The sequence below is a fragment of the Arthrobacter sp. StoSoilB13 genome, from assembly GCF_019977255.1.
Classification (GTDB): domain Bacteria; phylum Actinomycetota; class Actinomycetes; order Actinomycetales; family Micrococcaceae; genus Arthrobacter.
On sequence record NZ_AP024648.1, the window covers coordinates 1261103 to 1276337 of the forward strand.

The 15235-nt window shown below is 62.7% G+C and carries 14 protein-coding genes and 3 pseudogenes; 13 read left to right on the top strand and 4 right to left on the bottom strand.

From position 1 onward, the window contains the following. Positions 1-49 precede the first annotated feature (49 nt). Both rbfA and LDP01_RS18035 read left to right on the top strand, forming a co-directional pair. A complete protein-coding gene (gene rbfA / locus LDP01_RS18030; RefSeq protein WP_224092287.1) occupies positions 50-562 on the top strand; it encodes a 30S ribosome-binding factor RbfA in 513 nt (170 codons plus the stop codon). Positions 563-637: 75 nt separating this feature from the next. Continuing rightward, positions 638-1121: pseudogene (locus tag LDP01_RS18035) on the top strand (nucleoside deaminase). On the opposite strand, the gene LDP01_RS18040 reads toward LDP01_RS18035, so the two are convergent. After that, on the bottom strand, positions 1115-2311 hold the full coding sequence (locus LDP01_RS18040) for a pyridoxal phosphate-dependent aminotransferase (RefSeq protein ID WP_224092289.1): 1197 nt from the start codon (positions 2309-2311) through the stop codon (positions 1115-1117). The pseudogene LDP01_RS18035 and the gene LDP01_RS18040 overlap by 7 nt on opposite strands. Positions 2312-2345: 34 nt before the next feature. Between LDP01_RS18040 and truB the strand changes: the two genes are divergently transcribed. The 5 genes from truB (at position 2346) to rpsO (ending at position 5589) form a co-directional block, all read left to right on the top strand. Further along, positions 2346-3278: a tRNA pseudouridine(55) synthase TruB gene (gene truB / locus LDP01_RS18045; protein WP_224092291.1), complete on the top strand. Its 933-nt coding sequence runs from the start codon at positions 2346-2348 to the stop codon at positions 3276-3278. Between the two features lie 2 nt (positions 3279-3280). Next, positions 3281-3634 carry a hypothetical protein gene (locus tag LDP01_RS18050; RefSeq protein WP_224092294.1) on the top strand — a complete coding sequence of 118 codons (354 nt, stop codon included), beginning with the start codon at positions 3281-3283 and terminating at the stop codon, positions 3632-3634. Between the two features lie 20 nt (positions 3635-3654). Beyond that, positions 3655-4110 carry a hypothetical protein gene (locus LDP01_RS18055; RefSeq protein WP_224092297.1) on the top strand — a complete coding sequence of 152 codons (456 nt, stop codon included), beginning with the start codon at positions 3655-3657 and terminating at the stop codon, positions 4108-4110. A 67-nt stretch (positions 4111-4177) separates the two neighbouring features. Continuing rightward, complete coding sequence (locus LDP01_RS18060) at positions 4178-5161, top strand: bifunctional riboflavin kinase/FAD synthetase (protein WP_224092300.1); 984 nt, start codon at positions 4178-4180, stop codon at positions 5159-5161. Positions 5162-5319: 158 nt separating this feature from the next. Then, positions 5320-5589, top strand: coding sequence for a 30S ribosomal protein S15 (rpsO, locus tag LDP01_RS18065; RefSeq protein WP_144652206.1), 270 nt, complete (start codon positions 5320-5322; stop codon positions 5587-5589). Between the two features lie 47 nt (positions 5590-5636). Here the strand turns inward: rpsO and LDP01_RS18070 are convergent, their stop codons facing one another. Next, positions 5637-5831, bottom strand: coding sequence for a hypothetical protein (locus LDP01_RS18070; RefSeq protein ID WP_224092302.1), 195 nt, complete (start codon positions 5829-5831; stop codon positions 5637-5639). Here LDP01_RS18070 and LDP01_RS18075 point away from each other — a divergent pair. The 3 genes and pseudogenes from LDP01_RS18075 to LDP01_RS18085 all read left to right on the top strand — a co-directional run bounded on the left by LDP01_RS18075 (position 5830) and on the right by LDP01_RS18085 (position 10062). After that, positions 5830-8080: pseudogene (locus tag LDP01_RS18075) on the top strand (polyribonucleotide nucleotidyltransferase). The gene LDP01_RS18070 and the pseudogene LDP01_RS18075 sit on opposite strands and share 2 nt — an antisense overlap. A gap of 75 nt (positions 8081-8155) precedes the next feature. Further along, positions 8156-9499 (top strand): M16 family metallopeptidase, encoded by a 1344-nt coding sequence (locus tag LDP01_RS18080; protein WP_224092304.1) that lies wholly within the window; start codon positions 8156-8158, stop codon positions 9497-9499. Between the two features lie 101 nt (positions 9500-9600). Beyond that, a complete protein-coding gene (locus tag LDP01_RS18085; protein WP_527249093.1) occupies positions 9601-10062 on the top strand; it encodes a DUF1579 family protein in 462 nt (153 codons plus the stop codon). A gap of 33 nt (positions 10063-10095) precedes the next feature. Here the strand turns inward: LDP01_RS18085 and LDP01_RS18090 are convergent, their stop codons facing one another. Then, positions 10096-10362 (bottom strand): MoaD/ThiS family protein, encoded by a 267-nt coding sequence (locus tag LDP01_RS18090; protein WP_224092308.1) that lies wholly within the window; start codon positions 10360-10362, stop codon positions 10096-10098. A 4-nt stretch (positions 10363-10366) separates the two neighbouring features. Continuing rightward, positions 10367-11492: pseudogene (gene moaA, locus LDP01_RS18095) on the bottom strand (GTP 3',8-cyclase MoaA). 203 nt (positions 11493-11695) lie between these two features. Between moaA and LDP01_RS18100 the strand changes: the two are divergent. Genes LDP01_RS18100 through LDP01_RS18110 form a run of 3 tightly spaced genes read left to right on the top strand, consistent with a single transcriptional unit; the run spans position 11696 to position 15217 of the window. Further along, complete coding sequence (locus LDP01_RS18100) at positions 11696-12427, top strand: response regulator transcription factor (protein ID WP_224093930.1); 732 nt, start codon at positions 11696-11698, stop codon at positions 12425-12427. Then, positions 12414-13643 carry a sensor histidine kinase gene (locus LDP01_RS18105; RefSeq protein WP_224092311.1) on the top strand — a complete coding sequence of 410 codons (1230 nt, stop codon included), beginning with the start codon at positions 12414-12416 and terminating at the stop codon, positions 13641-13643. Before LDP01_RS18100 ends, LDP01_RS18105 begins: the two co-directional genes overlap by 14 nt. Further along, complete coding sequence (locus LDP01_RS18110; protein ID WP_224092313.1) at positions 13640-15217, top strand: molybdopterin-dependent oxidoreductase; 1578 nt, start codon at positions 13640-13642, stop codon at positions 15215-15217. The genes LDP01_RS18105 and LDP01_RS18110 overlap by 4 nt, the downstream gene beginning before the upstream one ends. Positions 15218-15235 lie beyond the last annotated feature (18 nt).

The window sequence follows — 15235 nt, forward strand, 5'->3', positions numbered from 1 at the left end:
GCCCCGGCGGACCCGTTCCGTACCCGTTTCTACTTTCCAGGAGGAAGTCATGGCCGATCCGGCACGCGCTGCCAAGTTGGCGCAGCGGATAAAGGTCGTCGTGGCCGAGGCCCTCGGCCGCAGGGTCAAGGACCCGCGCGTCGAGTCCATCACGATCACCGACGCCCGCGTCACCAACGACCTTCAGCACGCCACCATCTACTACACCGTCTTTGGTGACGACATAGCCCACGCCGATGCCGCCAGGGCATTGGAGAAGGCCAAGGGTGTGCTCCGACAGGAAGTCGGCCGCAATATCACCGTACGGCTTACTCCCACCCTTGAGTTCGTTGCTGACCAGATTCCGGTCAACGCATCCAACCTTGAGGAGCTGCTCCGTGAAGCAAAGCGTCGCGACGCCGAGGTAGCCGCTTTGGCTGCCGGCGCCAAGCACGCAGGCGAGGCTGACCCCTACAAGGGCGAGGGCCCCGAAGGCTCCGAAGAAATCGACGAAGACGACTTCGACGAAGAAGACATCGACCTCGCGGACGATGACGAACTCGACGAAGACGCCAACCGCTAGAAGTTTTCTTGCAGAAAGGCCGGTTCCTCCTGAGGAACCGGCCTTTCTGCCGTCCATGCTCGCTAAGATCGGAGCATGTCGGCGCACAGTGCTCAGCAGCGTGATGAATTCCTGAACCATGCGATTCGGCTCGCGGTGCAGAACGTCTCCGACGGCGGGGGGCCGTTTGGCGCTGTCGTCGTCACCCCGGATGGGCGAATCCATGAGGGGGTCAACCGGGTCACACGGGACAACGATCCCACCGCGCATGCGGAAGTGGTGGCCATTCGCCGGGCCGCAGCCGACATCGGCAATTTCGATCTCAACGGCTCAGTGCTCTATGCCAGCTGCGAGCCATGCCCGTTGTGCCTCTCGGCCACGCTCTGGGCCAGGATCGGCCGGGTGTACTTCGCCGCGGACAGGCACGGAGCCGCCAGGGGCCGGCTTCGATGATGCGGTGTTCTACGAGTACTTTGCCGGCGGGAGGCCTGAGCTGCTTCCCGTAGAACACGCGCCGGTTGCCGCTTCCGAGACGCCTTTCGAGGCTTGGCGCAACAACGCGGAACGCACCGACTACTGACGCTCCCATCGCTGCGCCGGTTGCGGCGGGAGTACGTGGGCCCGGGCAGGAAGCCGATGCACGCCGTCGAGCAGTTCCTGCTGATCGCCGCACAGCGCAATCCGGATCCAGCCTTCGCCGATGGACCCAAATGCAGTGCCGGGCGCGAACGCAACTCCCGAATCGGCCAGGAACGCGTGGACCCAGGCCCGGACATCGCCGCCACTGACGTGGGAGACATCAGCCCACAGGTAGAAGGCTCCTTGCGCGCCAAGGAACGGAATGCCCTTGCCTTCCAGGACGGCGGAGGCGGCATCACGGTTGCTCCTATAGTGGTTTCGCGCATCCGTCACGTAGTCCTGGGGGCCGGTCAAGGCACCCAAGGCGGCATACTGCGATGGCGAGGCAACGCAGGAAACGATCGCTTCCATGACATTGTTCATTTTCTTTTCCAAGCCCGGCGGGCAGATCAAGGCTCCGATCCGTAGGCCTGTGAGCCCGTACGTCTTGGACAGCGTCAGGGACGTGAAGACGCGCGACTCGCCGGGGATGTCGCTATCGAACCGGGCCGGGCTGACATGCGGGACGTCAAAGGTGAAGGCTTCATAGCACTCGTCCGAGAGGATCCAGAGATCGTGCCGGACGGCCAGTTCCACAAGTTGGCGGACGGCATCCTCGCTGATGACGGCGCCCAGGGGGTTGGACGGCGAGTTCAGCACGAGAACGCGGGTCTGCGGCGTGATGAGAGCTTCGATGTCCGCAATGTCCGGCAGGAACCCGTTATGTGGGTACAGGGGATACCGGACGGGCACTGCGTTCAGGAGCCGGCTGGTCATGGCGAACGTGGGATAGCCGGGGTTGGGAATCAGGATTTCGTCGCCGGGGGAGAGTAGCAGGCTCATGGCGAAGTGCAGGCCCTGCTGCGCTCCGTCCACCACGTAGACCCGCTCGGCACCGACTTCCACGTCATGATGCTCACGGAACCTCTTGGCGAAGGCTTCGCGGAGCGCGGGGATACCTGCGTTTGGGGTGTAGTTGGTTTCGTCCCGCTCAAGGCACGCTATTCCGGCGTCGAGGACGTGCCGTGGGAGAGCAAAGCCTGGTTCGCCGATGCTCAGCACGATCGCTCCCGGGGTCCTCCAGGCGGCCTCGGTGATTTCACGGATCTGGTTCACGGGGACGTCGCGGACGTGCGCGGCAAGCTCAGGCATGGGAGCTATCCTAGCCACCCATATACTGGTAAGCGTGCTTTCTGGACTGGTAATCGTTGACAAACCGCAGGGATGGACCAGCCATGATGTGGTTGGCCGGATGCGGCGGCTGGCCGGCACCCGGAAAGTGGGGCATGCGGGCACGCTCGATCCCATGGCCACCGGAGTGCTGGTCCTTGGGATCAACAAGGCCACACGGCTCCTGACCTACATTGTGGGAACGTCCAAGACGTACACAGCTACCATCAGGCTCGGCGAGACCACCATCACCGATGACGCAGAAGGCGAAGTCACGGAGGCGCGCAGCGCAGTGGACATTACCGACGACGCCGTTGCCGCCGGCGTTGCCGCCCTCACCGGGCCCATCCAGCAGGTTCCCAGCAGCGTCAGCGCCATCAAGGTCAACGGCGAACGCTCCTACGCCCGTGTCCGCTCCGGCGAAGAGGTCAAGCTTGCGGCCCGGCCCGTAACCATCCACCGCTTCGACATCCACGCCATCAACAGGATCGACGGCGGAAGGGTGGTCGACGTCGACGTCACGGTGGAATGTTCCTCCGGTACGTACATCCGGGCCCTGGCCCGCGACCTCGGCAACGCCTTGGGCGTCGGTGGACACCTCACGGCCCTGCGCAGGACGCAGGTTGGCCCGTACTCCCTTGACCAGGCCCGGACGCTGGAGGAGCTCGCAGAAGAGCTCGAGGTTCTGGAGATGTCCCTGGCAGCACGCTCGCTGATGCCCAACCGGGAGCTCACCGAAGAAGAAACTACCGAGATCTCCTTCGGCCGGCGCATCGCCGCGGGGCCAGGAGCAGGAACGCCGGACGCCGCCACGGCCGAAAAGCCTGCCGCAGCGTTCGCGCCGTCGGGAGAGCTGGTAGCCCTGCTGGCCGATACCGGGAGCTTCGCGAAGCCTGTACTGGTCTTTGCCCCCGGAACCGGAACCGCCACGGTCGGCGAGGAAAAGTAGGCATGGACGGCTATTTCTACTCCATCCTTATTGTTGGTTTGGTATCCACGATCGCGTGCGTCGTGGCAGGTTTGATGAAGAAGGCCCCAAACGACGTCACCATCTTCTCCGTGCTGGCCGTAGAGCTGGCCCTGCTGGTCTACCTGGTTGGTTCGATTGTCCGGGTTGCCGTGGGTGAACGGATGGCCGGTGAAGCCTGGGAGTTCTGGGGATACCTGATCACAGCGTTGATGATCCCGTTGGGGGCCGTGTACTGGGCCATCCTTGAGCGGACCCGCTGGAGCAACTTCGTCCTGGCGGCGGTGGGCGTCACAGCGCTCGTCATGGCTGCCCGCATGAATCAGATCTGGTACTGACCTTGAAGGAAAAACGAAACATGACTGGAACCGAGACTGAGGCAAACGCCGGCCGGACACCCCAAAAAGACACACGGAACACCGGCCCTGGGCGCTTGCTGATCGCGGTCTATGCCGTCTTCGCACTCTCAGCCACTGCCCGGGCCGGATATCAGATTGCCACCAAGTTTGCCGAAGCTCCGCTGGCGCATATCCTCTCTGCGTTCGCCGCCGTCGTCTATGTCGTAGCCACCATCTCGCTGGCAAAACCGGGCCGCACCTGGTTCAAAGTGTCGTTGGCCGCGGTACTTGTGGAACTGCTCGGCGTGCTGGTGGTTGGAGCCATAAGCCTCTTCGATCCTGTGGCTTTCCCGCATGACACTGTGTGGTCGCTGTTTGGACGCGGTTATGGTTTTGTCCCGCTCGTGCTGCCCGTCCTCGGACTCCTGTGGTTGAACAAGAGGCGGCCGTCCAAAGCGAATAGCCACAGCGGGTAACCTTAGAATGTTCCGGCGCCGGGAGGTTGCCGGGCGGAACGAATATCTGCAGTAAAAGGCGAGGTTGATGGTCCACATCTGGAACGATCCCACCGAAGTCCCCAGGGACTTCGGACCAACAGTCGTTACCATCGGGAACTTTGACGGCGTCCATCGTGGCCACCAGCATGTTCTCGCGCAACTGACGAACACCGCCAAGCGTCACCACATCCCGTCAGTGGCCGTGACCTTCGATCCCCACCCCGCCCAGGTCCACCGCCCGGAGTCGGCCCCGGAGCTGATCATGGGCCTCCAGGACAAACTGGACGCCCTGGGCGAAACAGGGGTGGACGCTGTCCTGGTCATGAAATACACGCTGGACCTCGCGTCCATGACGCCCATCGAGTTCGTCCGTCAGGTCCTCCTCGAGTCCCTTCACGCTGCGCACGTCGTGGTTGGCCACGATCTCCGCTTCGGCGCAGGGAATGTGGGAGACGTCGTCACCATGCAGGAACTCGGCGAGCAGTTGGGCTTTGGCGTCCAGGTTGTCAATGAGTATGGCGCAGGAGGCTTCCCGGTACACGAAGACGGGGATACCGACCGCCGTTGCTCCTCCACCTGGGTGCGGGAAGCTTTGTCCGAAGGCGACGTCGTAACGGCAGCCGCCGTCCTGGGACGTCCCCACCGCATGCGCGGCGAGGTGGTACATGGAGCTGCCCGCGGGAGGAACCTCGGTTTTCCCACCGCCAACCTTTCGCATGATTCCACAGGGTACGTACCAGCCGACGGTATCTATGCAGGCTGGTTGATAGACCAGTCCGGAACGCGGTGGCCCGCCGCCATCTCTGTTGGCTCCAACCCCACGTTCGACGGTGTGAGCCGACAAGTGGAGGCCCACGTTATTGACCGTCCCGAGGAGAACGTGGAGGACTTTGACCTCTACGGCCAGACTGTGGCGGTCGAATTTACCCAGCGCCTCCGCGGAATGGTGGCATATCGCGGGCCCGAGGCCCTGGTGGAGCAGATGTGCCTGGATGTAGCCCAGGCACACGAGCTGCTGACCCGGCGCTAGCGGTATTTCGACAACAATGCTGACCTGCCGGTAAACTATTAGTGGATCCGGCTGCAGTCCGTGGCGGCTGGACCTGTTTTTGTGTGCGGAGACGCATCTGAAGCAACCCGTCAGCGAGGCGCTGCACCGGGAGGCACGGCACAACTCTAGGAGTTCACGTGGCACTTGACGCCGCTGTAAAGCAGTCCATCATCAAGGAATACGCAACCTCTGAAGGCGACACCGGTTCGCCCGAGGTCCAGGTTGCAGTCCTGACCCAGCGGATCAAGGATCTGACTGAGCACATGAAGGAGCACAAGCACGACTTCCACACCCAGCGCGGTCTGCTGGCCATGGTTGGTCGTCGCAAGCGCATGCTTTCCTACCTGAAGAACACTGACATCGCCCGCTACCGTTCGCTCATTGAGCGCCTCGGCCTGCGCCGCTAGTCTGCCTTTGGGGGCGGCCCGATCCCTCGCGGAACGGGCCGCCTTCTTCAAAAACAACTAAAAAAAGGAATCAACCGCATCGCGCATTCGCGGTCCTCGGTAGTGATTCCCGGGAAGAAATCGGCGACGATTTGCCCGTGGATCTCGATCGATGACCGGGTGTCGTACAGGCCAGGAATGAAGAAGAGGCCTGGGTTGATGCGGCGGACTTCCGCTAAATCAGAAACGGAGGTGACTCTCATGGAGGGTCCCGAAATCCAGTTCTCCGAAGCGATTATTGACAACGGCCGTTTTGGCAAGCGTGTCATCCGCTTTGAAACCGGCCGCCTTGCCAAGCAGGCTGCCGGCGCTTCGATGGTCTACATCGACGAAGACACCGCACTCCTCTCGGCAACCACCGCAGGCAAGCAGCCGCGCGAAGGCTTCGACTTCTTCCCGCTGACGGTTGACGTCGAAGAGCGTATGTATGCTGCCGGCCGTATCCCGGGCTCGTTCTTCCGCCGTGAAGGCCGCCCCTCCACGGAAGCCATCCTGGCTTGCCGCCTGATGGACCGCCCGCTGCGACCGGCCTTCGTGAAGGGCCTGCGCAACGAGGTCCAGATCGTTGTGACCGTCCTGGCGATCAACCCGGACGAGCTCTACGACGTCGTGGCCATCAACGCGTCTTCCATGTCCACGCAGCTCTCCGGCCTCCCGTTCTCCGGCCCGATCGGTGGCGTCCGCGTTGCCCTCATCGCCGACGAACAGGGCTCACAGTGGGTTGCCTTCCCCAAGCACTCCCAGCTTGAGAACGCCGTGTTCAACATGGTTGTTGCCGGCCGCATCGCAGGCGACGACGTCGCCATCATGATGGTTGAAGCCGAAGCAACCGACAACTCCTGGAACCTCATCACGGAACAGGGCGCAACTGCTCCCACCGAAGAAGTTGTTTCCGAGGGCCTCGAAGCCGCAAAGCCATTCATCAAGGCTCTCTGCGAAGCCCAGGCCGATCTTGCTGCCCGTGCAGCGAAGCCGACCGTCGAGTTCCCGGTCTTCCTGGACTACCAGGACGACGTCTACGCTGCCGTTGAGGCCGCTGCCGCTGACAAGCTGGCTGCTGTCTTCCAGATCGCTGACAAGCAGGACCGCGACAACGCCTCCGACGAGCTCAAGGATGAGGTCCTTGGCTCACTTGCCGGCCAGTTCGAAGGCCGCGAGAAGGAGCTGTCCGCAGCTTTCCGCTCGGTCACCAAGCACGTTGTGCGCCAGCGCATCCTCAAGGACCAGGTCCGCATCGACGGCCGTGGCCTGACGGATATCCGCCAGCTCACCGCAGAGGTCGAAGTTCTGCCCCGCGTTCACGGTTCGGCCATCTTCGAACGTGGCGAGACCCAGATCATGGGCGTCACCACGCTGAACATGCTCAAGATGGAGCAGCAGATCGACTCGTTGTCGCCGGTAACGCGCAAGCGCTACATGCACAACTACAACTTCCCGCCGTACTCCACCGGTGAAACCGGCCGCGTCGGTTCCCCGAAGCGCCGCGAAATCGGCCACGGTGCCCTCGCTGAGCGCGCCCTGGTACCGGTTCTGCCTACCCGTGAAGAGTTCCCTTACGCCATCCGCCAGGTATCCGAGGCCCTCGGTTCCAACGGTTCGACGTCCATGGGTTCGGTGTGTGCTTCGACGCTCTCGATGCTCAACGCAGGTGTCCCGCTGAAGGCAGCTGTTGCCGGTATCGCCATGGGCCTGGTTTCCGACCAGGTTGACGGTCAGACCCGCTACGCAGCCCTGACCGACATCCTCGGCGCCGAAGACGCCTTCGGCGACATGGACTTCAAGGTTGCCGGTACGTCCGAGTTCGTCACGGCCATCCAGCTGGACACCAAGCTCGACGGCATCCCCGCTTCCGTGCTGGCAGCAGCGCTGAAGCAGGGCCCGCGAAGCCCGCCTCCACATTCTTGAGGTCATCAACGCAGCGATCGACACCCCGGATGAGCTCTCCGAGTTCGCCCCCCGCGTCATCGCCGTGAAGATCCCCGTAGACAAGATCGGCGAGGTCATTGGCCCCAAGGGCAAGATGATCAACCAGATCCAGGAAGACACGGGCGCGGACATCTCCATCGAAGATGACGGCACGGTCTACATTGGCGCCACCAACGGTCCGTCTGCTGATGCAGCACGTTCCGCCATCAACGCCATCGCCAACCCGCAGGTACCGGAAATCGGTGAGCGCTACTTGGGCACGGTCGTCAAGACCACCACGTTCGGCGCTTTCGTTTCCCTTACCCCGGGCAAGGACGGCCTGCTGCACATCTCCGAGCTCCGCAAGCTCGCCAACGGCAAGCGCGTGGACAACGTTGATGACGTCGTCTCGGTGGGCCAGAAGGTCCAGGTCGAGATCACCAAGATCGACGACCGCGGAAAGCTTTCCCTCTCCCCGGTTGTTGCCGAGGAAGAAGGCGCAGCCTCCGAGGAAGCTGCAGAAGAAGCCGAAGTTTCCGCAGAGTAGTCTGTAAGCAGTACCCGGAGGGGCCGGTGGGCTGAAAGGTCCACGGGCCCCTCTGGCTTTACCCGAAAGGTCTTAATGACTGTCGTACCCTTGCCGTTGGAGCAGACACTTCCCGGCGGCGACCTCATCCATGGTGCCGAGGGCGGTTCCGTCGTACGGCGTTCGGTCCTGCCCGGCGGCGTCCGCGTCCTCACCGAGGCAATGCCCGGGCAGCGTTCGGCCACCATCGGATTCTGGGTGGCAGTCGGTTCCCGCGACGAGGCCGATGGTCAGCATGGTTCCACGCACTTCCTGGAACATCTCCTGTTCAAGGGCACCAAGCGCCGTACCGCCTTGGAAATTGCTTCAGCCTTTGATGAGGTGGGTGGCGAGTCCAACGCTGCGACTGCCAAGGAGAGTACCTGTTACTTTGCCCGGGTCCTGGACACGGATCTGCCCATGGCCATCGATGTCATCGCTGACATGATCACCGGTGCTGTCCTGGATCCGGCGGAGCTGGAACAGGAACGGGACGTCATTCTTGAAGAAATCGCCATGGACAGCGATGACCCAACAGACGTGGCCCACGAAAAATTTGTTGCAGCCGTGCTCGGCAGCCACCCGCTCGCGCGTCCTATTGGCGGAACTCCGGACGCCATCAAGGCCGTTGCAAGGGACTCGGTCTGGGAGCACTACCAGCGCTACTACCGTCCGGAAGAACTGGTTATCACCGCGGCTGGCGGCTTGGACCATGACGTCGTCTGCGATCTCGTGCAGAAGGCGTTGGAAGCAGCAGGCTGGCAGCTGGATCCGGAAGCAGCTCCGGTAGATCGTCGGGCCACCAACCGAGCCGTGATCACCGGCACATCCGGCCTTCACGTGGTCAAGCGTCCCGTGGAGCAGGCAAACATCATTATGGGTTGCCCCACTATCGTGGCAACGGATGATCGCCGATTCGTCATGAGCGTGCTCAATGCCGTGCTCGGTGGGGGAATGTCCTCCAGGCTTTTCCAGGAGATCCGTGAGAAGCGCGGCCTGGTCTACTCCACCTACTCTTTCACCGCCGCGTACGCCGATGCCGGCTATTTCGGCATGTATGCAGGGTGCACGCCGTCAAAAGTGCGCCAAGTGCTCGATCTTCTTGGTGTTGAGTTGGACAAGCTCGCCAAGGAGGGCATCACAGAGGAGGAACTCCGGAAGGCCGTGGGACAACTCAGCGGCGGCATTGTCCTCGCCCTCGAGGACACGGGCTCACGTATGTCCCGGCTCGGCCGGGCGGAACTCGTATCCGGGGAGTTCCAGGATATTGACGAGACACTGGCCCGGATCAAGGCAGTCACTGTGGACGAAGTCCAGGAACTCGCCCGGGAACTTGCCGCAGCTCCCCGCACCATCACCGTCGTCGGGCCGTTTGAAGAAAGCGAGACCTTCGGTCTTTAGGACCCAGCGCATTCAGCTGGTCCTCCATCTCTGGACTCCCGCACTGTAAACAGGGCAGCATGATCACACGATCATGCTGCCCTGCTCACATTGGAGTCGTGATGGATGTGCCGCCAAAAGGACATGCCGCAGAACTGCTGAGGGACTTTATTGGACACTGGCGGGGGATCACCGAGATAGCACAGTCTCCATGGGGCGCAGCGCGGACCGCAGAGGCCGAAGCCGTATTCACGCAAGCTGCGGGGGGCTACGCCGTTGTGCAGAGCTACCGACACCGCGAGCCGGATGGAACGCACTTCGAAGGGCACGGGATGTTCACAGTGGATCCGGCCCATGGGGATACGCTCTGGTATTACGTGGACAGCATGGGCCGGCCACCAACTGCCCCGGTGCGCGGTACATGGCATGCAGGGACGCTGACGGTGGACCGGCGAACGCCGGAGGGCGTAGCACGGAACGCGTTCCGTGTTGAAGATGGCGTCCTGGTGCACACCGCGGAACTGCGGCTCGAGGGCACGGCCGAGTTCACTCCTTTGCTCAAGAGTGTGTTCCGGAAAACCTGACGGCTTATGAATCCGGGTTTGTTGCTTCTGCCCTTAGCCGCCTGCGAACGGAGGAAGGACGTCGATAACATCCTCGGCGCCCAGGGGAGCAGAAGGGTCTCGAACCGCTACCTCATTCCTGAGGAAGCTGCTGCGGGCCACGATGCGGGCAAGCGTTGGTGTCCCCTCCGGAGGCAAAGGACGTTCGACGGCGAGGGCAGCTTCCAGCAAGGCCTCGAGGCTGGATCCTTCCGGGAGTGGATGGATTTCCTCTTCGACACCTGCAGCGGCGCGTGCGGCAGCGAAGTAACGTACAAGCAAGGGTTCAGCCTCCGATTGCGCTCATGCTGCGGTCCGGCTGCACGAAGTCCGGTGCGCCGAGGCCAGTGTGGTCCATGCCGTGGGCTTTGGGTTTGACCCACATGGCGTCCTGCCAACGTTGGGCAAGCTCCTCATCCGTTGCGCCTTCCCGAAGCAGTCCGAGGAGATCGAACTCCTCACGGGAGAACAGGCAGCTCATGATCTTGCCTTCAGCCGTAATGCGGGTGCGGCGGCAGTCTGAACAGAACGGTTCGGTAACCGATGCGATGATCCCGACTGTACCGAGGACCGCCCCTTCAGCTTCACCCGTTGCCTGGTTCCGGCGTCGTACTTCAAATCGTTCGGCAGGGGCGCCGTCGCGTTCCCGCGGGTCCGGACCGAGGACAAAGTCCTTTGACAGCAAATCCCGGATTTCAGCCGCAGTGATCATGTTGCGCCGGGTCCACCCGTGGTCGGCATCCAGCGGCATCTGTTCGATGAAGCGAAGTTCGTAGCCACGGTCCAAGGCCCAGGCGAGGAGGTCAGGAGACTCGGCATCGTTGATGCCCCTCATCAGCACGGCATTCAACTTGACCGGACCAAGACCGGCAGCCCATGCGGCGTCCACGCCGGCGAGGACACGGTCCAGGAAAGGCCGGCGCGTGAGCTTGGTGAAGGTTTCCTCGTGGAGCGAATCCAGGGAGACGTTGATCCGGGTGAGTCCTGCGGCTTTGAGGGCGGCCGCTTTCTTGTCCAGGGCCCACGCCATTGGTGGTCATCGAAATGGGAAGGTCAGGGTGCTCGTTCCGGATGCCTGCAATGACGTCAACCAGATCAGCCCGGACCAACGGCTCACCACCAGTGAGGCGCAGTTCCCGCACGCCCAGGGCGCCAACGCCTACACGCACAATGCGAATGATTTCGTCTTTGGTCATCACCGCCTGCTTGGAGAGCCATTCCAACCCTTCCGCAGGCATGCAGTACGTACACCGCAGATTGCACTTGTCTGTCAGGGAAAGGCGCATATCAGTCGCGCGGCGTCCATAGCGGTCCCACAAACCGGTGGGCGTGCCAGCTGGACGCGGCGGCGGAACCGGGCCGCCTGCAGCGCTGCCCAAAGGAGGCACAGGCATGCCAAGCTGAACACTCATGAATTCAGGCTACGCCACCGTGGGCTGAACAGTGATACCGGCTACATTTCGTTTCACTCAGCGGACATTGGTTCGGCTGATCCTGAAAAGGCCGCGGCCATGTCCGGTGCCCTCGCAGTTCTTACGGAATGCGGACATTCACCCGGAAGTGACCCGTATCCGATGCCGGGCAGCTTCGGCGTACCTATGCTGAAAGCGTGAGCATGCAATCGGCATCAACAGCGGCAGAGCCCGGCAATCGCCGCATCCTTCTCGTCGAAGACGAGCAGACCATCGCTGATGTCGTCCGCGACTATCTCCTGCAAGCCGGGTTCCAGGTTGACGTGGCCGGGGATGGGTTCTCGGCGCTCAGGCTCGCAGCAACCCGACAGCCGGACCTTGTGATTCTGGACCGCATGTTGCCCGGGCTGGACGGTGTGGAAGTGTGTCGCCGGCTCCGCCAGAGCATGAGCGTGCCGGTCATCATGGTTACGGCACTGGGAACCGAAGATGACCGCATCCTTGGTTTGGAGATGGGCGCGGACGATTACGTCACCAAGCCGTTCTCGCCGCGGGAGCTTGTCCTTCGCGTCAAGTCCGTCCTTCGCCGCAGCGTGAAGGAATTCTCCCCCGAACCACCTGTCGAATTGGCAGGCTTTGAACTGGATCCCGCATCCCGGACCGTCACGCACCGTGGAACGCCGCTGACTTTGACGGTGCGTGAGTTCGACCTCCTGGCCTTCATGCTGCGCAGGCCAAACCAGGTCTTCAGCCGGGAAGAACTCATCAAGGCAGTCTGGGGCTGGGACTTCGGCGATCTTTCCACTGTGACCGTCCATGTGCGGCGCCTCCGCGAGAAGATCGAAGTCAACCCCACCAAGCCTGAGCTCCTTAAGACGGTTTGGGGCGTTGGCTACAGGTTCGACGCCAAGGGGGATGGCCATGGAGGGCACTGAGCTTGCAACCATCCTTGCCTGGGTGCTCCTGTGGGCAGTGGTCATCGGTGCCATCACGCTTGTGCTGCTACGTGTCCTTCGCCGCGCTTCGGTGTTGGCCCAGATCTGCCTGGTTGTGGTGGCTACCGTGGCTGTCCTTGTGGCAGGCATGGTCAGTGCGTTCAATGCCATGTTCATTTCTGCCAGGGACCTTGAGGTCATGTGGTACATCCTGGCCATGGCTTCGGCAGTAGCAGTGGCCTTATCGCTCGTGCTGGGAGCCGGGGTATCCCGGAACGCGGCGCGCCTTGTGGCGGCGGCCAGGAGACTCGGCCGGGGCGAAACCCTGGACCACAGCACTAAAAACGGAAGGCGGACCGGACCTGCCATGACCTCGGAACTCGCTGAACTGGCCCAGGAACTGGAGGCCAGCAGCCGTAACCTTGCGGAGTCGCGGGCCAGGGAAGCCGCCATTGAAACCGCGCGGCGCGAGCTCGTCTCGTGGATTTCACATGACCTCCGTACTCCACTTGCCAGCATGCGCGCCATGACCGAAGCCCTTGAGGACGGCATGGTGGCCGATATCCCGGAGTACTACCGGAAGATCATCGGGCAGACCGAACAAATGACTGCCATGGTCAACGACCTTCTGGAGTTGTCCAAGATCCAGGCTGGAAGCCTTCGCTTGCGCGCCGAGTCCCTGGACCTCTATGACCTTGTCAGTGATGCTCTGTCCGATCTGGCGCCGCTGGCCGCCCAACGCGGTATTACGCTCACCGGCGGAGGAGACCGCGAGTGCATGGCCGTGGCCGACGGACCCAGCATGGCCAGTGCGATCCGGAACGTGCTGCTCAACGCGATCATTTACAGCAGGCCGGACACGGACGTTCACACAAGCGTGGGGCGCGACAACGGAAACGCCGTGGTCGCAGTTCAGGACCACTGCGGGGGCATCCCGGAGGAGGACCTTCCCCACCTGTTCGAAACCGGCTGGCAGAAGGACCCTTCACGGGGGAACCCGGCGGGATCGCAGGGAAGCTACAGCGGAGCAGGAATCGGATTGAGCATGGTGGCTGGCATTGTCAAGGCGCACGGGGGAGCTGTGAAGGTGGAAAACGTCGACGGCGGTTGTCGGTTTGCGCTGTCACTTCCGGCTGGTTCGCTTCCTTCTGGTTCCCTTCCGGCGGGCTCTGTTCAAACAGGATCTGTTGTGGATCGCCAAGGAGGCGCAGCATGAGAAAGCCCGGATTCTGGGCTGCGGTTGCCGGTGTGGCGGCCGGGGGAGCAGGCATTGCGGCAGGCGAGCTGAGCGCCGGCTTCCTTAGCCCCCTCGTTTCGCCCGTGACGGCACTGGGCGGCGCCGTCATCGATTCCGTTCCTCCCGGAGTGAAGGACCTCGCCGTGCAGCTCTTCGGGACGGCGGACAAGATCGTGCTGGTCGCTTCCATCCTGGTTGTGGCTGTGGTTCTGGCCGCTCTGGCCGGGATTCTGGAGCGCCGTCGAACCGGACTCGGACTTGTTCTGGCGGCGTTGGCCGGTGCGGCGGGCCTCAGCGCTGTCCTGACCCGGGCCCAAACAACACCGCAGGCCGCCATCGCACCCATCGTGGCCGCCGTCGTCACCATGCTGCTGCTCCGCACGTTGATTCGCCGCCTAGGCACGTGGGTCCCGCTACGTGAAGCGTCATCCGGCGTGGTGCCGTCAGATCCGGCCAGTGCCTCACCTCCGCCGGAACCTGCCCCTCTGGCACGGCGGAGCTTCCTGAACGCCGTGGCGGCCACATCGCTTGCGGCAGCCGTAGGCGGAGTGGTCACCAGTATCCTTACGCGGGCCACCACCGTGGCTTCCGGTTTCAGGGGCTCTTTAACGCTGCCGGCTCCATCGACGACGCAGCAGGCTATCCCTGCAGGGGCATCGCTGCCCCTGGAAGGGATCAGCCCCCTGGTGACACCGAACCCTGACTTCTACCGGATCGACACCGCTTTGACTGTGCCGGCCATCGATCCTCCACAGTGGAAACTGAAAGTGACCGGAATGGTGGATCGCGAGGTCGAACTCGACTTCGCGACGCTCCTCACAAAGCCCATGACGGAGCGGCACATCACCATCGCGTGCGTGTCCAATGAAGTGGGCGGCGACCTCATCGGTAATGCCCTGTGGCTTGGCTGGCCTGTACGGGAACTCCTGGCCATGGCCGGTCCCAAACCAGGGGCAGACATGGTGCTTTCCACCAGCAACGATGGCTGGACGGCAAGTACGCCCCTGGAAGCGCTCACGGACGACCGCGACGCCCTCCTTGCCGTTGGCATGAACGGCGAGCCGCTGCCTCTGGAACACGGATTCCCGGTGCGGATGATCGTGCCGGGACTCTACGGCTTCGTCTCGGCAACCAAATGGCTCACCGAACTCAAGGTCACCCGGTTTGCGGACGACACCGCTTACTGGACTCCCCGTGGCTGGAGCGATCACGGCCCCATCAAGACGCAGTCCCGCATCGATGTACCGCGTAGTGGGCGCACGGTCAAAGCAGGCAAAGTGCAATTTGGCGGTGTGGCCTGGGCCCAGCATCGTGGGGTGGACCATGTGGAGCTCCGCATCAACCGTGGCCCCTGGCGACAGGTGATGCTTGCACCAGGGATATCCGCGGATACCTGGTACCAGTGGCAGCTGGGGGTTGACCTCTCACCCGGCGACTATGAAGTCCAAGTGCGTGCCACGGACTCTACAGGCAAACCACAAACCGAAGACCGGACCCCCGTAGCTCCCGACGGCGCCACCGGCTATCACACCATCAACGTCAAGGTCACATAAAGGCCCTACTCTGGGTAC